This is a genomic window from Burkholderia sp. Cy-637 (assembly GCF_011753175.1).
Taxonomy (GTDB): Bacteria; Pseudomonadota; Gammaproteobacteria; order Burkholderiales; family Burkholderiaceae; genus Burkholderia; species Burkholderia gladioli.
This window is the reverse complement of sequence record NZ_VWWC01000057.1, coordinates 1-19,094: the sequence shown is the minus strand read 5'-3', so window position 1 is coordinate 19,094 and position 19,094 is coordinate 1. Positions and strand designations below refer to the sequence as shown.

16 protein-coding genes are annotated in these 19,094 nt (G+C 70.1%); 2 read left to right on the top strand and 14 right to left on the bottom strand.

All coding sequences use genetic code 11. The features are described from left to right. Nucleotides 1-18 precede the first annotated feature (18 nt). Together F3J10_RS16915 and F3J10_RS16910 are read right to left on the bottom strand one after the other, a co-directional pair. Nucleotides 19-549: a gamma carbonic anhydrase family protein gene (locus tag F3J10_RS16915; RefSeq protein WP_167242541.1), complete on the bottom strand. Its 531-nt coding sequence runs from the start codon at nt 547-549 to the stop codon at nt 19-21. Between the two features lie 7 nt (nt 550-556). Next, nucleotides 557-2,173: a 3-keto-5-aminohexanoate cleavage protein gene (locus tag F3J10_RS16910; RefSeq protein ID WP_166913488.1), complete on the bottom strand. Its 1,617-nt coding sequence runs from the start codon at nt 2,171-2,173 to the stop codon at nt 557-559. A gap of 348 nt (nt 2,174-2,521) precedes the next feature. On the opposite strand from F3J10_RS16910, the gene F3J10_RS16905 reads away from it, so the two are divergent. Beyond that, nucleotides 2,522-3,187 carry a glutathione S-transferase family protein gene (locus F3J10_RS16905; RefSeq protein ID WP_025098356.1) on the top strand — a complete coding sequence of 222 codons (666 nt, stop codon included), beginning with the start codon at nt 2,522-2,524 and terminating at the stop codon, nt 3,185-3,187. Nucleotides 3,188-3,199: 12 nt separating this feature from the next. On the opposite strand, the gene F3J10_RS16900 is transcribed toward F3J10_RS16905, so the two are convergent. The 8 genes from F3J10_RS16900 to F3J10_RS16865 all read right to left on the bottom strand — a co-directional run bounded on the left by F3J10_RS16900 (nt 3,200) and on the right by F3J10_RS16865 (nt 12,213). Then, nucleotides 3,200-3,844 carry a thioredoxin family protein gene (locus F3J10_RS16900; protein WP_167242540.1) on the bottom strand — a complete coding sequence of 215 codons (645 nt, stop codon included), beginning with the start codon at nt 3,842-3,844 and terminating at the stop codon, nt 3,200-3,202. 167 nt (nt 3,845-4,011) lie between these two features. Further along, nucleotides 4,012-4,875 (bottom strand): glycoside hydrolase family 16 protein, encoded by an 864-nt coding sequence (locus F3J10_RS16895; protein ID WP_166913489.1) that lies wholly within the window; start codon nt 4,873-4,875, stop codon nt 4,012-4,014. Next, nucleotides 4,872-6,065 (bottom strand): glycosyltransferase, encoded by a 1,194-nt coding sequence (locus F3J10_RS16890; RefSeq protein WP_167242539.1) that lies wholly within the window; start codon nt 6,063-6,065, stop codon nt 4,872-4,874. Before F3J10_RS16890 ends, F3J10_RS16895 begins: the two co-directional genes overlap by 4 nt. A 45-nt stretch (nt 6,066-6,110) precedes the next feature. After that, nucleotides 6,111-7,049, bottom strand: a complete 939-nt coding sequence (locus tag F3J10_RS16885; protein ID WP_167242538.1) for a glycosyltransferase family A protein — start codon at nt 7,047-7,049, stop codon at nt 6,111-6,113. A 79-nt stretch (nt 7,050-7,128) separates the two neighbouring features. Beyond that, nucleotides 7,129-8,181, bottom strand: coding sequence for a glycosyltransferase family A protein (locus tag F3J10_RS16880; protein WP_167242550.1), 1,053 nt, complete (start codon nt 8,179-8,181; stop codon nt 7,129-7,131). Nucleotides 8,182-8,261: 80 nt separating this feature from the next. After that, nucleotides 8,262-9,545 (bottom strand): oligosaccharide flippase family protein, encoded by a 1,284-nt coding sequence (locus tag F3J10_RS16875; RefSeq protein ID WP_167242537.1) that lies wholly within the window; start codon nt 9,543-9,545, stop codon nt 8,262-8,264. A gap of 87 nt (nt 9,546-9,632) precedes the next feature. Next, the gene (locus F3J10_RS16870; protein WP_167242536.1) at nt 9,633-11,066 is read right to left on the bottom strand and encodes a hypothetical protein; all 1,434 of its coding nucleotides are present in this window, start codon (nt 11,064-11,066) and stop codon (nt 9,633-9,635) included. Nucleotides 11,067-11,136: 70 nt separating this feature from the next. Continuing rightward, complete coding sequence (locus F3J10_RS16865) at nt 11,137-12,213, bottom strand: glycosyltransferase family 1 protein (protein ID WP_345791214.1); 1,077 nt, start codon at nt 12,211-12,213, stop codon at nt 11,137-11,139. Nucleotides 12,214-12,787: 574 nt separating this feature from the next. On the opposite strand from F3J10_RS16865, the gene F3J10_RS16860 reads away from it, so the two are divergent. Beyond that, the gene (locus F3J10_RS16860) at nt 12,788-14,041 is read left to right on the top strand and encodes a glycosyltransferase (RefSeq protein ID WP_167242534.1); all 1,254 of its coding nucleotides are present in this window, start codon (nt 12,788-12,790) and stop codon (nt 14,039-14,041) included. Between the two features lie 34 nt (nt 14,042-14,075). Here the strand turns inward: F3J10_RS16860 and F3J10_RS16855 are convergent, their stop codons facing one another. The 4 genes from F3J10_RS16855 to F3J10_RS16840 form a co-directional block, all read right to left on the bottom strand. Beyond that, nucleotides 14,076-15,317: a glycosyltransferase family 4 protein gene (locus F3J10_RS16855; protein ID WP_205195468.1), complete on the bottom strand. Its 1,242-nt coding sequence runs from the start codon at nt 15,315-15,317 to the stop codon at nt 14,076-14,078. A 32-nt stretch (nt 15,318-15,349) separates the two neighbouring features. Next, nucleotides 15,350-17,575 carry a GNVR domain-containing protein gene (locus F3J10_RS16850; protein ID WP_167242533.1) on the bottom strand — a complete coding sequence of 742 codons (2,226 nt, stop codon included), beginning with the start codon at nt 17,573-17,575 and terminating at the stop codon, nt 15,350-15,352. After that, nucleotides 17,562-18,029, bottom strand: coding sequence for a protein-tyrosine-phosphatase (locus F3J10_RS16845; protein WP_036040857.1), 468 nt, complete (start codon nt 18,027-18,029; stop codon nt 17,562-17,564). Before F3J10_RS16845 ends, F3J10_RS16850 begins: the two co-directional genes overlap by 14 nt. Further along, nucleotides 18,029-19,094, bottom strand: a 1,066-nt coding sequence (locus F3J10_RS16840) for a polysaccharide biosynthesis/export family protein (protein WP_167242532.1), incomplete at its 5' end; no start/stop codon positions are given. The genes F3J10_RS16840 and F3J10_RS16845, both read right to left, overlap by 1 nt.

Sequence of the window (19,094 nt, the reverse complement as noted above, 5' to 3'; positions counted from 1 at the left end):
AGGCGGGCAGCCCGGCGCTCACCGATCCAGCCTCACCAGCTCGCGCAGGTACTGCGGCCGCCGCTGATCGGCGTAGAACTCGATATTGCCGCGCAAGCGCGTGAGTTCCGCCTCCGAGAGCTCCCGCACCACCTTGGCCGGGGCGCCCAGCACCAGCGAGCGATCCGGCACCACGGTGCCGGCCGTGACGATCGCGCCCGCGCCCACCAGGCACTGGCGGCCGATCACCGCGCCGTCGAGCACCACCGCCTGGATGCCGATCAGGCTGTAGTCGCTGATCGTGCAGCCGTGCAGCACCACCTGGTGGCCGATCGTGACGTGGGCCGCCACCCGCAGCGGACGATCGCGCTCGGTATGCAGCACCGCGCCGTCCTGCACGTTGGTGCCCTCGCCGATCACGATGGGTTCGGTATCGCCGCGCAGCACGGCGCCGAACCAGACGCTGGTATCGGCGGCGAGCCGCACGTCGCCGATCACGGCCGCGGTATCGGCCACGAAGGCGCTGTCGTCGATCGACGGCACGCGCTCGCCAAGTCGGTAAATCGCCATGGCCCGCTCAGCCCGCCGCGGCCTGGCGCTCGCGCTGCACGGCCGGCTTGAGGCCGAGGCCGAACATGTCGCGCACCTGGGCCGCCGTGAGGATCTTCGCGCCCTTGCCGAGCAGTTCCTCGCGCAGCAGGCTGACCTGCTCCCAGGTGCCGCGCGCCTTGCGCACGCCGCCGGGCACGCGCGCGTCGTTGACGGTCAGGCCGTCCTCGAGGCCGACGCGGATGCCGTCGAGCTTGAGCGCCAGCGCCACGTCGACCAGCAGGTTCTGCATCGGCCCCGGCAGCAGGATCGAGACCTTCGAGACCGGGAAGCTGGCCCGCAGCCGCTCGACCACCGGGCGCAACTGCTCGACCGCCAGCTCGACCGCACGCTGGTGCGATTGCGCATTCTCGGCGGCCAGCAGGCCGGCGATCTCCTCGCGCACCGCCGAGGCGATCAGCGAATCGTCCTCCACCTCGCCGCTGATCGGATCGCGCCGGTACTGGTCGACGCCGGCCACCAGCATGAACAGCACCGGCTTGCCGGTGCGCAGCAGCCGGTCGCGGTACAGCGAGGTGGCGTTGTCGACGATCGCGTGGTTGAACACCTCCACCTCGGGACGCGTGCCGACTTCCTCGAAATGGGCGAACTGCGCGTCGAGGAAATCCGGTGCGTTGTCGTAGCCGCCGCCGCCCTGGAACACCACCGCGGCCGGGCTCAGCGAGGCCACCTCGGGGATCGATCCCGCGTCGTCGTAGAACTTCAGGTGGGCGCGGCGCAGCGTGCTGCGGGCGCCGTGACGATCGCCGCGCACGCTGGTCGACAGGTTCAGGATCGCGCCCGGCTCGCGCTTCTTCACCATCGGCACGATCTCGTCGTAATCGTCGAGCACGATCTGGTTGCGCTGCGAGCCGACCGTCACCGCGCCCAGCCCCGGAATCTCGATGCGCCGGCGGTCGCTCAGGTCCCGCGTATGCAGATGCACCACCGCCGCGCCTTCCTGCATCGAGCGAATGGTTTCCTCGGTAATCGCGTCGGGCGTAATCGGCAGATAAGGCGAGCGCGCCTTGCCGGCCTGCCAATAACCGACCGGACATAGGGTCCAACCGGCATTTTCCAGATGCGTCAATAATGCCGGCGATTCCTTTTGAATCATTTCGATTAATGAAGGCGGCAGGTAATTGTGCTGGCTCGCGTGTTCCCAGATTAAATCGCCCTGATCGGAAACGATCCAGCCATAGGTGGTCAATTGCAATACGATGCGCCGCGCCAGTTTATTGGAAACATCGGCCAGCCATTGCTTGGGGATTCGCGCGGCATTTTGATTCGAAGCCTGCAAAGGGTGCCAGGCGCCATCGCGCGGCGACCAGTGCGCCTGGCTCAGCGCCTGGCGCAGCGAGTCGCCCTGGGCGCCGCCTGGCAGCAGGCTTTCGGCGATCGGAAAGGCATGCCCGGACTGCAGCAGAAGGCCGCCCGCCGGCACCACTTCCCAGCCGTCCGCCTTCAGGTCGGCCAGGATCCTGGTGCGCTGGCCGGCATCGAAAAATCCTTCCAGCAGGAAAGCGGGAATAAAGGTCGCTTCAAGCGGATCGAGAAACTTGGGAACAGCGCCTATCGGCGCCGCCGTGATGTATAGCGTGGTCATGATCGGCCCTCTCTCTCAACGAATATCTATGTTTACAAATACCTGACTACCGCTCAATCCTATTACAGGCCGTATTGTTTTTGAAAGGCATTTGTTTGGTTTTTGCGCATATCATCGCGCAGCGAAATAGTGAGTGGGCAATCGGTGAATCAGATTCCATGATTGACGCAATCGACGGAAAACAAAGGCCGCGAGTGTGGAGAATCGAACCAGACCGTTTCGATGCGAACAGCAGCGGGACGGATTGTTTGGAATGAACCGACTGAAATAATTTTTCGGCGATGTCGATCCAGCCCGCTCCCGAACGTCGATCGGATATGCGCGACCGACAACCAGGGAGACACCACCATGAGCCCCGCCCAGCTTCCCATCGTCACGGTGTTCGAACGCTCGCCCGATCGCGGCCAGGGGCTCGCGCGCGACATGCGGGTTCGCTGGGCGCTGGAGGAAGCGGGCCAGGCCTACACGGTGCGGCTGCTGTCGTTCGCCGCGATGAAGCAGGCCGAACACCGCGCGCGCCATCCCTTCGGGCAGATTCCGAGCTACGAGGAAGGCGAGTTGGTGTTGTTCGAATCGGGCGCGATCGTGCTCCATGTCGCGCAGCGCCATCCGGGCCTGCTGAGCGCCGAGCCGAACGCCAGGGCGCGCGCGATCGCCTGGCTGTTCGCCGCGCTCAACACGATCGAACCGCCGATCCTCGATCTGCAGAACCTCAGGTTCCAGGAGCGCGACCAGCCCTGGTACGCGCGGCGCCTGCCGATCGTCGAGGATCGCATCCGGGCCCGGCTCGATGAATTGTCCGAGCGCCTGGGCGCGGCCGACTGGCTCGACGGCGCGTTCAGCGTGGGCGATCTGATGATGGTGGCGGTGTTGTTGCGCCTGAAACCTTCAGGGCTGCTGGACGAATTCCCGAGGCTGGCCGCCTACGCGGCGCGCGCCGTGGCGCGGCCCGCCTACCAGCGCGCTTTCGCCGCCCAACTGGCCCTATTCACGGCGCAGTCGGCGGCGGGCTGAGCCAGGGCGGTGTCAGGGCTCGATGCCCGCCGCGCGCAGCGCTTCCCGCATGTCGGCCTCGATCCCGGCCAGGCGCACGGTGATCTGCGTGGCCGTGGTGCGGCCTTCGCCGAACCATTCCTCGTTCATCAGGAGGGTCGGCACCACCTCGATGCCGCGCGCGCGGGCTTCGTCGGGGAACAGGCCGATATCGATCACGCGATGGCGGATGCCGGGGTTCAGCGCCGCGATGCCGTTGAGCGCCTGCACCACTTCCTGGCAATAGGGGCAGGTCAGGGAAACGAAGGTGTCGAAGGCGTAGTCGCCGCCTAGGGCCTCGATGCGCGCGAGCAGCGCCTCGTCGAATTTCGGCCGGTGGCCGCCCACCTGCAGGATCGCCAGCACCACCGAGGTGAACTCGCTGCCGGTGGGCACGCCGCAGAAGCGGATGCGCGGCGCCTCGCCGGGCACGCCGATCGAGAACGAAGGTGCCGCCATGTCGTCCCCGCTCGACTCGACCAGCGTCAGCCGCGCCGACACGGAAACGATTTCATCGAGCAGTTCGCGAAGTTTCGCCGACTCGGCGCCTGGGTCGAACGCGGCGGCAATCTCGACCGCCTGCGTCTGGTAGCGAAGCAGCTTGTCTTTCAACTGCTCCTTGATGCGGGCATCCAGCATGGCGCATGTCTCCTGATTCTGGCGCCTCTGTCAGTGCCTCGATGGGGGTCGGCCGAGGATGCCGGGCGCTGGCTGAATCATCTGGTTTGCCGCCCCGAGCGTCAAATGGGGATTACCTAAGGCGCTAATTGGGGCGCCCTATCAGGGCGACGTGGTTCAAGCGAGGTTCAAGGCCCGGCAGCCGGGCAGCGCGCCGCCCGCGCCGGCTCGGCCTCGTAGATCCGCACCCGGCCGACCTGCAGCACCGAAGGGTTCGGCGTGTCCTTGATCGAGAATCCCGAGCCGAGCGCCAGGTTCAGCAGCGGAAACAGCGGCAGGCGGTGCTCGGGCGGCGTCGGCGTGCGCCATACCGGGCGGCGGTCGAGGTAGAACGTGATGGCCTCGGGCGTCACGCGCGCGCCGTAGCTGTGGAAGCCCGTCACCAGCGAGCCCGGCTCCACCGGCACGTATTGCGAACGATGCCGCGACAGCGGCTTGTCCTTGCCCTCGTACCAGACGTGAACGGCCGAGCGGTAACCGCCGTCGGCATGTCCGTAATACTCGATCACGTCGATCTCGATGCCCGGCGACTGGTCGCTGCCCGGCTTCAGGGTGCCGAGCCAGAACGCCGGCCAGGTGCCCGGCCCCGGCGGCATGCGCAGGCTCGCCTCGAAGTAGCCGTAGCGCACGCCGCTGCCCTTGCCGCTGCCGTCGGCGGCCGCGATCAGGCCGGAGCGCCAGCGGCCGTCGGCCGACTTGCGCGCCGTGATCGACAGCGTGTGGCCGCTCACCGAGAACGGGCCGTCCGGCCCCGGGTCGCTGAAGGCGGCATCGCCGAAATCGCCGTTCCAGGGCGTGTGGGCGATCCATCGTGCGTCGCCGAGCTGGCGCGGCGCGACCCGGAAGTCGGAGAAGTCCTCGTCGAAGACCAGGCGATAGGCGCACAAGTCGAGTGTCTCGGCGGATTGCCCCCGCGCCTGGGCGATCATGGCCAGCCCGAGCAGCGTCGCGGCGGCCAGCCTGCACGCCCGTGCCCGCCGCGGGCACGTCATGCGTCGCGCCCCAGCAGTTGCGCGCTGAGCCGCACGTGATGGCGCACATACTGCTGCGCGCCCAGCTCGCCGCCCTCGCCCATGCGCGCCTGGGCTCGCGCAGCGCGCGCCAGCGCCGCCGCCGGGTCGCCCGCCACCTCGACGATCGCCTCGCGCAGCGCGGCGGCCTCGCCTACCGGCACGTAACGCAGCTCGGCCGCCGAGAAGTAGGCGGACAAGCCGCCGATATCGGTGGCGATCACCGGCAGGCCCGAGAGCACCGCCTCCTGGATCACGGTGATGCCGCTCGCGTGCAGGTTGCGGCGCAGCGGCACGCAGACCAGCGTGGCCGCCTCGAAGGCCGCGCTCAGTTCCTGGTGGCTGCGCGCCAGGCGGATCTCGACGTTGCGCGCGCCGCGCGCGAGCCCGGCCGGCACGGTGCCGGAGAGGATCGTCAGCTCGATGCCCGCCACCTCGCGCACGGCCTCGATCAGGGTGGCCCAGTCGCGATGCCGGTCGTTGCCGAGCGCGAGCACGCGGATCGGCCCGTCGACGCGGCAGCGCGGCGGCTGCCGTTGTTCGGCGGGAATCCCGAAGGGCAGGAACTCGACGCGCGCACGCGGGAACAGTTGCCGGGCCAGCGCCGCGTTCTCGGGCGACAGGAAGCTCAGCACGTCCACCCGCGCGATCAGGCGCCGGAACAGCCACTTGTGCGGCCACCACAGCCCGCGCCAGCGATCGACCAGCCAGACCGACTGGCCGATCAGCCTGACGCGCTTGCCGATCAGCAGGCCCACCGCGGCCACCGCCAGGTACTGCGATTCGGTATGCGTCCAGACCACGTCGGCGACGCGGATCGCGTCGCGATTGCGCCAGGCATGCAGCAGGTCGAAGCCGGTCACGGCACGCAGGCCGAGGCGCAGCAGCTTGCCCAGGCGCCCTTCGCGGCCCGCCGCCGAGAAGCGCACATGGCACTGCATGGCCTCGGCGCGTCCGTAGCCGTAGGGCGTCACGTCGTTCAGGCCGACCAGCTGGCCCGACTCGCGATTGCGCCGCCATCGTTCGGCATCCTTGTCGATCGCCAGGTGCGCGTAGATCTGCATCACGCGCTCGTGCGCGCGCGCGATAGGCGCCGCCTCGCCGGCCGGCATGGAGACCGGCAAGCAGCCGGGAACGGGGGCGAGCTCGATCAGCTCGGGTTGGACTGGCATGGCGGGCACTCCGCGAATCAGGTCAGGGATGGCGGGACGGGACGCTCACTTCGCGCCGATCTGCAGGACCCGCAGCGGATGGATCTTGCCGCGCACCACGTCCCAGAAACCGATCACGTTGCCGTGCAGGCGGCCCGGATAGTCGACGAAAGGAAAGTGCAGCAGGCTCTTGAGCACGTTGGCGAGCACGTTGCGCACGATGAAGCGCAGCGCCACGCGGCGGCTCATGGTGCCCTTGCGGTACAGGTAGAGCGGATTGGCGATCTGCGAATAGCCCATCCGGATCCCCGAGGTGCGGCCGCGCTTGGTGCCCAGGTGCACGCCCACGCAGCGCGGGTCGTAGACCACCTTGCCGATCCGCTTGATCAGCCCGGTGAAATCGCGGTCCTCCTGCCAGGCGTAAAGCGGCAGGTTCTCGTCGAAGCGGAACGAGCGCATCGCGCGGCCGGCGATCGCCATGTTGCAGCCGTAGACGGATTGCATCTCGCGCTGCGTGTCGCCCGAGGCCCAGTGGCTGGCGGGCGGGATCGCGCCGCGCAGGTAGTCGCGCGCCTGCTGCTCGGTGAGGCCCGCGCCCATGATGCCGTCGGCCAGCACGCGCCCGGTCAGCGCGACGATCTCGCGATTCTCGGCGAACACCTGCTCGCAGCAGGCGGCCCAGTCGGCGGCGGGCCGGTAGTCGTCGTCGAAGAACACCACGAACCAGTCCTGGGCGCCGGGCGCATCCGTATCGATGTCGGCCAGCAGGCGCTCGACGCCGTGATTGCGCTGGCGCGTGAGGCCCTGGGCCGGCGAGAGGCAGACCGTCAAGCGCGTGCGCGAGGCCAGCGGATGCGCCTGCAGGCCCTCCACGTCGGGCGGCTCCGCGCCCACCACGTAGACGGCATCGAGCGGCGCGCTCTGCCCCGCCAGCAAGGACAGCAACTCGCGGCACTCGTCGGCCCGGCCCTTGGTGGCCACGATCACGTATTTTTTCATCTGCACTCACCCATCGATCCGTTCATGTCCCTGCCTCGTTCCTCGTCCTGCGCCCCGCGCCCTGCTCCACCCCGCTCCTGCCGCTTCATGACGCCGGCCGCCCGCCCGGCAGGAAACGCCGTCGCGACAGCGGATTGGCGATGAAGCGCACCACCTCGTCGGACAGCCGCTGCCCCGGCACGAAGCAGCACAGGCTGATCGCCACCAGCGCGAGCTTCTTGCGCCAGCCCCAGTAGGGATTGGTGAGGATCGAGCGGAAATAGCGCGGCGAGCCGCGCAGCAGCCAGCGCACGCGCGGCAGGAAGGGCCGCCCGTACAACTCGGCGACGAACACCGACTTGGTGTACGAGTAGTCGTTCAGCTCGGCCGGCAGCGCGATGCCGAGCCGGCTCGCGGCAAGCGTCGACAGCAGGGTCCAGCGCCGCAGGAACTCCTGCGGCGTCTCCTTCCATTTCGCGGCGTTCGCGAAGGAGATGTCGCGCGCCTTGTCGGCACGCAGGTTCGGCGCGTGGGTGCGATAGCCGCCCAGCGCGCGATCGATGCTGCCCACCTCGCCCGTCAGCGCGATGCCGTAGATCGCGTAGAAATCGGCGCCGTACTTGCTGTGCAGCGGCTCCCGGATCGGGTAGATGCGCCGCAGGTTCGCGACGCGATAGGCGTTGCCCGAGGCCGGCGGCGAGGGATACAGCCAGCCCTTGCGCAGCGAGCGGCCGCAGTCGCGCGGCGGCCGCGAGTTCGGGATCTGGCTGCCGGTCGGGTCGCCGCCGCTGGAGAAGATGTCGAGCCGGTACTGCACCTTGGCCAGCCGCGGATCGGCGAAGCAGGCCATCACCTGGGCCACCGCCTCGTGATAGAGGAAATCGTCGGCGTCGAGGAAGATCACGATCTCGGTGTCGAGCAGCTCGACGGCCGTGTTGTAGGCCGATACCTGCCCGCCGTTCTCCTTGCGCAGCAGCTCCACCGCCGCGCCGTAGCGGCGCACCACCTCGACCGAATCGTCGGTCGAGCCGTCGTCGATCACCAGCACGCGCGCCGGTCGGCGGGTCTGCGCCAGGGCCGAGTCGATCGCCTCCGCGATGTAGCGGCCGTAGTTGTAGTTGCAGATCACCACCGTCACCGATTCCGTCACCGCCTGCATGTGCGTCACGCTCCCCGTCGCTTCGTCATCGATTGCCTGGTTGCTGGATGAGGCGGCCCCGGTATCGAGGCGGCCGTGGTTCATGTGCGTGCCGGCGTGCCGGCGCAAGGCCGGCCGCCGACGAACTCCGCCATCAGGCCGGCGCGCCAGACGCCCAGCAGCAGCACCGCCAGCAGCGTGGATTCGCCGAGCAGGCGCGCCACGGCCATGCCGATCGCCCCCCAGTGGGTGGCCAGCGGCACCGCGCAGGCCAGGTTGACCAGCGCGCCGATCACCCCGCCGCGCGCCAGCAGGCCCTCGCGCTTGCGCGGGATCAGGAAGTACATGCCGAGCACCTGGGTGCAGACGCTCACCGGCAGCACGAAGGCCAGCGTCTTCAGCACCGGCACCGCGTGCTCGAAACCCAGGCCGAAGATCAGCGGGATGATCCAGCCGGCCGCGAACACGGTGACCAGCGTGGCCAGCGCCGCGCCGCAGAAGAAGAAGGCGAAGATGCGCCGCGCCAGCGTGTTGGCGCGATGCGTGTCGCCGCCGACCAGGAAGGTGACCTTCGGCACCAGGATCTGCGCGGCCGGCCCCATCAGGCTCAGGCCCGCGCCGATCAGGCGCTCGGCGATGCCGAAGGCGCCCACCTCGCCGGCCGGCGCGAGCAGCGAGAGCACGTAGGTGGAGGCGCCGATCAGCAGCACCGAGGTGCCGCCGTAGACGAAGATGATGGTGGACTTGCGGATCAGCTCGAGCGCCTCGCGCAGCTTGCCGAGCAGCCCGTCGAATTCGCCGCGCAGGGCCCAGTAGGCCAGCCCGAGCTGCACGCTGCTCGAGAGCAGCAGCAAGGGGAACACGTGGCGCAGGTCGCCCGGCCGGTGGATGAAGCAGAAGATCAGCGACAGCGACAGGACGAAGCCGATCACCTCGATCGCCACGCTCTTCCTGGCGCGCCCGGTGCTGGCGAAATACCAGCCGAGGTTGAAGGCGGCCACCAGCCCCATCGCCACCACCGGCACGCCGATGCCGGGCACGCGCGCAAAGATCGGCGAGTTGGCCACCGCCACCGCGCCGATCAGCACGCCCGGCACGCACAGCACCAGGCGCGCCGTGAACTGGCGGCGCAGGATCGCCGCGCGCTGCGCGTCGGTCTCGGTATGCACCACGTCGCGCGCGCCGACCGTCGAGAAGCCGTAGTTGACGAACAGCCAGATCGAGTTCGACAGCGACATGCCGGCCAGGATCACCGCGTAGCCGCCGGCGCCGAGCGTGCGCCCGTAATACGGCAGCAGGAACAGCGGGTAGACGTAGCGCGCCACGTAGGACAGGTAGACCGCCAGCAGCTCGAAGCTCGACAGGGTGGGCTTGATGCGGTTCATGGGCGCCCTCCCGCGCACGGCCGGCGCCCGGGCGGCAAGGCAACCAGGCCCGTGGCGCGCCGAGGGACGTCGCGCATGTCGTGCGGCTCACCCACGGCGATAGCTCCGTTGCAGGCCGCCCGCCGTGCGCGCCTGCCGCGGCAGGTCGCGGCGCATGGCCGGCGCGCGCCGGTTGAGCGCGGCGAACGCCACCGCCGAGAACAGGTAGAAGCACGGGCCGAGATCGAACACCGCCGCCGAGATGGTCGCGCCGATCAGGTTCGCGAACATCGCCTGCCGGGCCGCGAAGCCCACCACCTCGTCGCCGCGCGTGGTGGCCACGCCGCGCCGGCGCGCCACCGTGCAATACAGGAAGGCCGCGTAGATCACCAGCCCGGCCAGCCCGAGATTGCCGAGCAGCACCAGCGGGAAGCTGGAGGCGCGCGAACTGCCCAGGCCCACGCCGATCCCGTCGGTCTCCACGAAGTTGAGCAGCGCCTGCAGGTTCCAGGCGCTGCGCTCGACGCCCGAATCGCTGTCGAGCTTGTCGAACAGCGCGCCGGACAGCAGGTCGGACACCGCCTGGATCACGGGCGAATCGATCGCGGCCAGCACGCCGGCCAGCAGCACCAGGCCCACCGCCGCCAGCGCGATCAGCGACAACTTGCGGCGCGGGCTGGCCCGGTCCACCGCGCCGCTGCGGCTCAGCGAGAACACCACCAGGTAGCCGGCCAGCCCCGCGTAGGCGGTGGTCGAGGTCGACAGCATCAGCAGCGCGAAGCTCGCCAGCGCGAGCGCGCCGCTCAGCAGGCGCCGATAGCCGAGCAGCCAGAGGCTCAGCGAGAACGCGAACAGCGGCAGCGAAAACGCGGAGAAGGCCGAGGTCTCGGTGAAGGTGCCGCTGATGCGGCGCAGGCCATCCACCTGCGCGCCGTCCATGATCGCGTATTGCGCGGTCTTGATGCTCGACAGGATGTCCAGCCCGAGCAGGCCCGAGCCGAGGTCGATCAGCGCCGCGGCCACGTTCAGCGCGGCCAGCGCGAGGATCGCGTCGGCGAACACCAGGCTGGCGTCGCGCCGGCGCAGGTAGATCGAGGCGCTCAGGTAGAGCACCAGCTCGCCCACCAGGTAGACCGATTGCGAGAGGTTGCCCGATACCGGCGCGAGCGGCGTGAGCGCGAGCCGGCCGCCCGAGGCGTCGGCGCGGTCGATCGCGAACACGAAGGTATCGCCCTGCAGGATGCGCGGATACAGCAGCGCGCCGAGGCAGCCGAGCACGGCCAGCATCGCGAGCCAGAACGCCGGCGAGGCGGGCGTGAGCTCGCGCAGGAAGGCCGGCAGGTCCTCGCGCAGCAGCGCGCGGCCGGCGAAGAACAGCAGGAACAGGTTGGCGGGCAGGATGCCGGTGCCGCCGATCGAGATCGCCTCGGTGGCGCCGAACAGCGTGCAGCAGGCCATCAGGATCACCGACCATCGGAACGGCAGCGCCAGGCTCAGGAGCCCCAGCACCGCGACGATCACGCCGAATACGCTGATCTCCATGTTCAGCCCGCCTGCCGGTCGAGGCCGAGGTCCTGCGCGGCGCTCGCCGCCCTGGTGTGGATGGTGTGCCTCAGGCGATGCATGGACGGATCTCCTCGATCAGTTGCATGGCGCTGTCGCGCCAGGTCAGTTCGCGCGCGCGGGCCAGGCCGCGTGCGCGCATCGCCTCGCGCTGGCCGGCGTCGCCGGCCACGCGCAACAGCGCGGCCGCGAGCGCGGCGGGATCGTCGGGCGACACATAGATGGCGGCCTCGCCGCAGGCCTCGCGCACGGCCGGCAGGTCGGCCACCACGATCGGGCAGCCCAGCGTCATGGCCTCCACCGGCGGCAGGCCGAAACCCTCGTAGCGCGACGGATGCACGAAGCACGTCGCGCGCCGGAACAGCGCCTTGAGCTCGCCGTCGGAGACGAAGCCGACATGCTTCACGTAGCCGGGCAGCGCGGCCGCGCCGTGGCCGTACACGGCGGGATCGGTGCCGCCGGCCACCACCACGTCGAAATCGGCCTGGCCGAGATGGCGCAGCGCGTCGATCACCAGCCGGAAGTTCTTGTGGCGGTTCAGGCTGCTCACGGCCAGCACGAACGGCCGCGTGCCGATGCCGTGGCGCGCCAGGATCGCCTGGTCCTCGTCGTGACGCAGCATGTGCTCGCCGCTCTCGGAGATCACGCCGATCTTGCGGCCCGGGATCCGGTAGGCATCGATCAGCTCGCCGCGCGAGAAGCGCGACACGGTGACGATGCGCTTGGCGGCGCGGCCCACGCAGGGCGCCATCAGCCGATACCAGGAGCGGAACGCGCGGCTGTAGCTGTCGGGCACGCGCACCGGCGCGGCGTCGTGGATCACGGCGATCTGGTTGCGCAGGAACAGCGGCGCCGAGTTGCAGAGATTGAGCAGCAGGCTGCCGCGCGCGGCGCCGGGCAAGGCCCATTGCTCCCAGGCCTGGCCGCGCCGGCCCGGCACGGTGCGCATGGCGATCCGGCGGAACGGGTTGACGATCCGGCGCGGCCCCTCGGGCACCAGCAGTTCGACCGCCAGCCCCGCCACCGCCGGATGCGCCTCGGCCAGCAGCTCGTCGATGCTGCGCATGATTTCGTAGGCGAAGCGGTCCACGCCGGTGGCCGGCCGCAACAGGAACCTCCCGTTCACGCTGATTCTTCCTGGCTGGTTCGAGATGCTCATCGGCTGGTCGCTTGCTGTCGTTGGTAGCGGTCCATGGGGGCGCGGCTCGCGAGCCGCGCACGGCCGGCATCGTGTGGTGGATGCCGACGCGGGCCGGGCCCACCGGCGCCGGCCCCGCGATCGACGCCGTCGCGCCGGCTTTCCCCGGCCCGCGCGGCGACAGGCCTGTACAGCAGGTATCGTGCCAAGCCGAGCCCTGCCCGAAGCTCATGTTGCGTCGCATGAAAAACGCGTGTTTTCAAGCGCTTGGCCGGATGCGCCGCGCGATCGCGACATGCCGTGCAGCGATGTACCCGATCGTTACGTAACCCTTGTGGCAAGGCGTTACGTAACGATCGCCGGCGCGCCGGGGAAGACTGCCGGTATCGTCCCGCGCGGCAAACGATTGCGGATATTGCATCGCAATAGATCGGCGCCATTCCGGGCGGTTCGCGGCGCTCGGCGACGAAGTCACGAGGTGGCCCGCTCATTTGATTAGGTTTCCTCTTGAACGGCACGCATGTTGCTTGATGCTTGCGTGCACATCCTTTTCGATTCGACGATGACGAACCCCATCCACGCCTTCGCGAACCTCGGCAAGCGCCGCGCGGCCGTCGCGCTGGCCAGCCTGCAGGCCCTCGTGCTGGCGGCCCGCCGCCGACGCGAGTTCGCCTCGCGGCGCCCCGGCACGATCAAGATCGTGGCCCAGTTCGGCGTGGCCAACGGCATCGTCAACGGCGCGCGCTACCAGGCCAGGACCTTGCGGCGGCTCGGCTACGAGGTCGAGACGATCGACGTGACCGAGGCGGTGAAGCGCCCGTGGCGCCGCGTCGAGGCTACGCCGGGCGGCTTGTTCGTGTTCCACTGCGGCGGCCCCGAGCTGCCGCTGCTGGCCTGGCCGCTGCGCGAGGTGCTGGCCAGCGGCCGCTCGATCGGCTACTTCGCCTGGGAATCGGCGCTGCCGCCGCGCGGCTGGGACCTGGCCGCGCCGCTGGTCGACGAGGTCTGGACCCCGAGCCGCTTCGCCGCCGAGGCGCTGGCGCCGGTGTTCGCGGCGCCGGTGCTGGTCGCCCCGCACGTGGTCGATCCGCTCGGCACGCCGCGCCGCTGGCATCGCGAGGCCGGCCCGCTGCGCTTCCTGGGCATGGCCGACGCGCGTTCGAGCCTGGCGCGCAAGAACCCGCTCGGCACCATCGCCGCGTTTCGCGCCGCCTTCCCGCGCGAGGCCGAGGTGCGGCTGGTCATGAAGCTCAAGCTGCACGACCGGCCCGGCGAGCTGGCGCGCCTGCGCGAGGCGGCCGGCGGCGATCCGCGCATCGAGCTGATCGCGGCGACGCTGCCGCGCGACGAGGTCGATGCGCTGTTCAGCGCCGCCCATGTGTTCGTCTCCCTGCATCGCGCCGAGGGTTTCGGCCTGCCGCTGCTCGAGGCGATGGGACTGGGTCTCGCGACCGTCGCGACCGGCTGGTCCGGCAACCTCGAATTCATGCGCGAGGACAACAGCCTGCTGGTGCGCCACCGGCTCCATACCGGGCCGGACGAAGGCGGCGTGTACGGCACCGTCACCTGGGCCGAGCCCGATCTCGCCGATGCCGCGGCGCGGATGCGCCAGTTGTACGAGGACCCGGCGCTGCTGCATCGCCTGATCGAGCGCGGCTGGCGGGACTGCCGCGTCGAGACGCAATTGCGCGCGTTCCAGGCCGGCGTCGCGGCCAGCCGCGCGCTGGGCGCCGCCGCGCTGCGCGCGAACGACCCAGGCCCGCTCGCACAGGCGCCCGCCGCGGCGAAGCTCGCGCCCGTTCGCTCCGCTTCCTGAGCCGCGGGCCGAGACAACACGCGCCGCGCGCATCTCAGTCGCCTCGCGCCTTGCCGCCCGAGGCACGCTCCACCACCTCGGCAAAGGCCTCGCGAAAACGCTCGGCGGCGAAGCGCTGCGCATTGGCACGGCAGGCCACCGGGTCGAACGGCCCCAGCGCCTCGAAGCGTTCCACCGCGTCGATCACGTCCTCGACGGTCTGTCGGTGGAAGAACACGCCGGTGCGCCGCTGCCTGTCCTCGGACTCGATCACCGTCTCCAGCGCGCCGCCGCGTCCATAGGCGATCACCGGCGTGCCGCAGGCCTGCGCCTCGACCGGCGCGATGCCGAAATCCTCCTCGGCGGCGAACACGAAGGCGCGGGCGCGCTGCATGTAGCTGACCAGCACGTCGTTGGGCTGGTAGCCGAGCAGGGTCACGTTGGGCGCCTCGATCGCCTGGGCCTTCGCGAAGTCGGGCCCGTCGCCGATCACCACCAGCCGGCGCCACGGTGTGCGCGCGAACGCCTCGATCAAGAGCGGCATGCGCTTGTACGGCACCATCCGCGAGGCGCTCAGGTAAAACGCCTCTTTCTGCGCATGCAGGCCGAAGCGCTCGATGTCGACCGGTGGATAGACCACCGTCGCCGCGTAGCCATAGGCCTTGCGGATGCGCCGCGCGATGAAGCCCGAGTTGGCGACGAAGGCGTCCACGCCGTGCGCGGTGCGCTGGTCCCAGATCCGCATGTAGTGCAGCAGCGAGCGCGCCAGCCAGCCCTTGAGCCCCGAGGTCAGGCCCGATTCGGCCAGGTAGCGGTGCTGCAGGTCCCAGGCGTAGCGGATCGGCGAATGCACGTAGCTGACGTGCAGTTGGTCCGGGCCGGTCAGGATGCCCTTGGCGACGGCATGGCTCGACGAGATCACCAGGTCGTAGCCGGACATGTCGAACTGCTCGATGGCCAGCGGCATCAGCGGCAGGTAGGCGCGATAGCGCGAACGCGCGCGCGGCAGGCGCTGGATGAAGGAGGTCCTCGCCTGCTTGCCGCCCAGGTTGCGGCGGTCCTCGTCGGAGAGGAAATCGACCACCGCGTACAGGTCGGCCTCGGGCCAGATCGCCAGGATCTGCTCGAGCACCTTCTCCGATCCCGCATAGGTGGTCAGCCATTCGTGCACCACGGCCACCCGGCCGAAGCGGCGCCCCGCGGCGCGCGCGGGCGCCGTGGGCGACGCCTCGGGCGCGGCCGTCTCGACGGCTTCGATCCCGGCCAGGGCTTCGGGGGTCGACGACAGCTCATGCATCTCGTGGCTCCCGCGGGCCGCGCACGCGGGCCTCATGCCTGCTCGTCGTAGGAATAGTTGCTGCGCGCATAGCGGTACTGTCCATAACCATAGGCATAGTTGCCGGGACGCGGGCGCAGGCCGTTGAAGATCAGCCCGCGCGGGGCCACCCCCACCTGCCGCAGGCGCCGCAGCGATTCGCGGATCTCGCCGCGCTTGGTCACGCCCTGGCGCACCACCACGAAGCTCACGCCGGCGTAACCGGCCAGCTGCACCGCGTCGGGCACCGGCAGGATCGGCGCGCCGTCGCAGATCACGATGTCGTAGGCGGCGCTCATGGCCGCGAAGATCGCGCGCAGGTCGGCGTCGAACAGCTCGTCGCTGGCGTTCTCGGCGTGGCTGCCCGGCGAGATGTAGTCGACGCCCTTGAGCACCTCGTGGCGCACCACCTGGGCGAGCTCGTGGGTGCCGCGCAGCAGCTCGACGAAACCGGCGCCGCGCTCGGCCTGGATGATGCGGTTCATGCCGCTGCGGCGCAGGTCGGTGTCGACCAGCAACACGCGCTTGCCGGCGCCGCCGAGCACCGCTGCCAGGTTCAGCGCGATGAAGGACTTGCCGATGCCCGGCGTGGGCCCGGTGATGAACACCACGCGGTTGCGCAGGTCGGCCATCGCGAAGTCGAGCGCGGTGCGAAAGCTGCGCAGGCTCTCCAGCGCCGGATCGAGGGCCGCGCGATTGGCGAGGATCAGCTCGCGCGAGGGCGTGGCCGCCACGCGCCGCAGCCGCGTGAGCGAGACCTCCTCGCGGCTGTGCGGGATGCTGGCATAGACCGGCAGCGCGGCGAAGCGCTCGACCTCGCCCGGATCCTCGATCGAGTCGAACATGCGGCGCCGGCCGAACGCGATGCCCATGCCGATCATCAGCCCCAGCACCAGCGAGCCGCCGATCACCAGCGGCCGCTTGGGGCGCACCGGCAGCTCGGGCACCGCCGCCGAATCGACCAGCCGCACGTTGCCGACCTTGCCGGCCTTGACCAGGCGCAGTTGCTCCTGGGTATTGAGCAGGTTGGTGTAGAGCTCGGTGCCGACCTGCACGTCGCGCTGCAGGCGCAGCACCTCCTGCTCGATCGGCGGCAGCGCGCGCGTCTTGCCGTCGATCCCGGCCAGCTCGGCCTGGGCGGTGGCGATCTGCGCGTCGATCGCCTTCACCGCCGGGTGATCGGGCATGAAGCGCGCCAGCATCTCGTCGCGCTTCTGCTGCAGGCCCGTCATGCGCGTCTGCGCATCGACCGAGCGCTGCAGCAGCGCGGTCGCTTCCTCGTCGAGATTGAGCGTGCCCTGCCTGGCGCGATAGGCATTGAAGCGGCTCTCGGCATGCTCGAGCTGGGTCTTCAGCTCGGGCAACTGGGCATTGAGGAACTGGATCGAACGCTCGGCCTCTTCCGACTTGCGCTGCACGTTCTGGCGCACGTACTCGGTGCCGATCGCGTTGAGGATCGCGGCGGTGCGCTGCGGATCGGCGCCGTCGAGCGTCACGCCGATCACGTCCGACTGCTTGCCCTTCTCGGCGATCTTCAGCGACTCGCGCAGGCGCTCGGTGGTGGCGAGCTGCGAATTGCAGCGCAGGATGAAGTCCGCGCCGGGTTCGGCCTCGATGGCGGCCACCGTCAGCTGCACCGGGCCGTGGCGCGTGGGCATCGTGAGCGGCACGCCGATGCTGCCCTCGGCGACGAGCCCGGCGATCTCGAGCCGGTAGCGCGGGCCGGCCAGCCGCGTCAGCACGAAGGGCTTGCCGTGCAGCGCGTCGGGCACCGAGAAGGCCGCCACCGAGATGCGCTCGGCGCCGTGGACGTAGCCGAAGGGCAGCGGCTGCGAGGGCACTTCCGAGCGGCTTGCCAGCCAGCGGCCCAGCAGCGGCAGGTAGCGCGGCTTCGCGTCGATATAGAGCTGGAGGCCGTCGACCACGCGCCCGGAAACCAGCCGCGAGCGCAGCACTTCCATCTCCGAGGACGCCTGCGCCTTGACGTCGAACATCGAGGAGATGTCGCCGAGCATGCTCTTGGCCGAGGTGGTGTTCTCCTCGACCTGCACCAGGATGTCGGCGCGATAGACCGGCTCGGCGAGGATCGCGTAGGCGGTGCCGAGCACCAGCATCGACGCCGCGATGCCGGCGATCAGGCGGCGGTTGTCGTAGAGCGCGTCGAGGTAGCTGCCGAAGCTGGACGGCGGTGCGCCCTCGTCGGGCTCGCGATACGGGAACGGGGCGTCAAACTGGTTCATGCACGGCATCCTGCGAAATGAGCGGCGGTTGCGCGGCGCGCGCGATGCGCCACGACCAGCGCTCGACGCCGGCCTGCAGCCGGTCGAGCGCCACGGGATAGGCGGCGGGGCCGCGGCGATACGGATCGGCGAGGTCCTCGTCGAGCAGTCGCCAGACGCGGCCGGTGGCGCTCGGGTAACGCCGCGCGATCACGCGGCGCTGCCGCTCGCTCATCGTCAGCACCAGCGAGGCGGCCTCCAGCATCCATTGCGCGAGCGCCTGCGAGCGGTGCGTGCCGATCTCGAGGCCGAGCCGGCGCAGGCACTCGACCGCGAGCGGATCGGGCGGCAGGCCCGGCATCGCCTCGACGCCGGCCGACCAGACCCGCCAGCCCGGCAGCGCGCGCTCGAACAGGGCCGCCGCCATCGGGCTGCGGCAGAGGTTGGCGGTACAGATCACGAGCAGGGTCTCCATCAGTAGGCGATGCTCCGGCCGGTGGCGAGCGTCTGCGCGCTCGGCAGGAACATGCCCACCACGCGGCTCCAGCGCACCAGCGAGGAGGCGTCGACGAACACCACGTCGTCGGGGCGCAGCGGGAACTCGTTGGCCAGCGCCATCGACACCGGCGAGGTGGCATCGAGGTGGAAGATGGTCGGCGAGGCGCCGGTTTGGCTGCGGATCACGTAGACCTGGCTGGCATCGGCCGAGTACTGGCTCACGCCGCCCGCGTAGCCGAGCGCCTCGCCCAGCGACAGGCGCCCGTTGTTGAAGTTGAGCGTGGTGGTATGGCCCACCTCGCCGAGCACGAACACCTTGGTGTCGCTCAAGGGGTAGACGCGCACCAGGTCGCCGTCCTGCAGCAGGATGCGATCGGGGTTGATGCCCTGCGCCACCAGCCTCGGCAGGTTCACGATCGCGGTGGCGTCGCCGCGCGTGACCGAGATGCGCGCGCGGTCGCCCGCGCTGGTCAGGCCGCCGGCGCGGTTGATCGCCTCGGGCAGGGTCATCGGCAGGTCGTTCATCACCTGCAGGCCCGGCAGGCGCACCTCGCCGTCCAGGTAGATGCGCCGGCTGCGATAGGCCTGGATCCGCAAGGTCACCTGCGGATCGCGGATGAACTTCGCCAGGCGCGCCGTCACGCGTTCGCGCGCCTCCAGCTCGGTCAGCCCGGCCACCTCCACCGCGCCGATATAGGCGAACTGCACGCGGCCGGTCGCATCGACCGTGTAGCCCGACACGATCGCGTTCGAGCCGGTGTTGTCGACGCCGGTGCTGGCGCCCTGCGTGACCGGCATGTTCAGCTCGGGGTGATCCCAGACCACGATCGCCAGCACGTCGCCGGGGCCGAGCGTGTAGGGCCGCGGCTTGCCGAACAGCGCGCTGACGTCGGCGGGAATCGAGGGATCGGTGGCGGCCCGCACCTTGGTGATCAACTGGCCGTCGATCTCGACCAGCGAGCCGGTGGGCGGCGCATCGCCCGCGCCCTGGGCGGCTCCCCCGGGCTCGCCGCCGGCCGTGCCGGAAGCGCGCGCCGCGGAA

What these genes read in the sequence shown, in the direction of transcription:
- F3J10_RS16915 (WP_167242541.1), bottom strand. Translation starts at nt 549, where the DNA reads ATGGCGATTTACCGACTTGGCGAGCGCGTGCCGTCGATCGACGACAGC.
- F3J10_RS16910 (WP_166913488.1), bottom strand. Translation starts at nt 2,173, where the DNA reads ATGACCACGCTATACATCACGGCGGCGCCGATAGGCGCTGTTCCCAAG.
- F3J10_RS16905 (WP_025098356.1), top strand. Translation starts at nt 2,522, where the DNA reads ATGAGCCCCGCCCAGCTTCCCATCGTCACGGTGTTCGAACGCTCGCCC.
- F3J10_RS16900 (WP_167242540.1), bottom strand. Translation starts at nt 3,844, where the DNA reads ATGCTGGATGCCCGCATCAAGGAGCAGTTGAAAGACAAGCTGCTTCGC.
- F3J10_RS16895 (WP_166913489.1), bottom strand. Translation starts at nt 4,875, where the DNA reads ATGACGTGCCCGCGGCGGGCACGGGCGTGCAGGCTGGCCGCCGCGACG.
- F3J10_RS16890 (WP_167242539.1), bottom strand. Translation starts at nt 6,065, where the DNA reads ATGCCAGTCCAACCCGAGCTGATCGAGCTCGCCCCCGTTCCCGGCTGC.
- F3J10_RS16880 (WP_167242550.1), bottom strand. Translation starts at nt 8,181, where the DNA reads ATGCAGGCGGTGACGGAATCGGTGACGGTGGTGATCTGCAACTACAAC.
- F3J10_RS16875 (WP_167242537.1), bottom strand. Translation starts at nt 9,545, where the DNA reads ATGAACCGCATCAAGCCCACCCTGTCGAGCTTCGAGCTGCTGGCGGTC.
- F3J10_RS16870 (WP_167242536.1), bottom strand. Translation starts at nt 11,066, where the DNA reads ATGGAGATCAGCGTATTCGGCGTGATCGTCGCGGTGCTGGGGCTCCTG.
- F3J10_RS16860 (WP_167242534.1), top strand. Translation starts at nt 12,788, where the DNA reads ATGACGAACCCCATCCACGCCTTCGCGAACCTCGGCAAGCGCCGCGCG.
- F3J10_RS16855 (WP_205195468.1), bottom strand. Translation starts at nt 15,317, where the DNA reads ATGCATGAGCTGTCGTCGACCCCCGAAGCCCTGGCCGGGATCGAAGCC.
- F3J10_RS16850 (WP_167242533.1), bottom strand. Translation starts at nt 17,575, where the DNA reads ATGAACCAGTTTGACGCCCCGTTCCCGTATCGCGAGCCCGACGAGGGC.
- F3J10_RS16845 (WP_036040857.1), bottom strand. Translation starts at nt 18,029, where the DNA reads ATGGAGACCCTGCTCGTGATCTGTACCGCCAACCTCTGCCGCAGCCCG.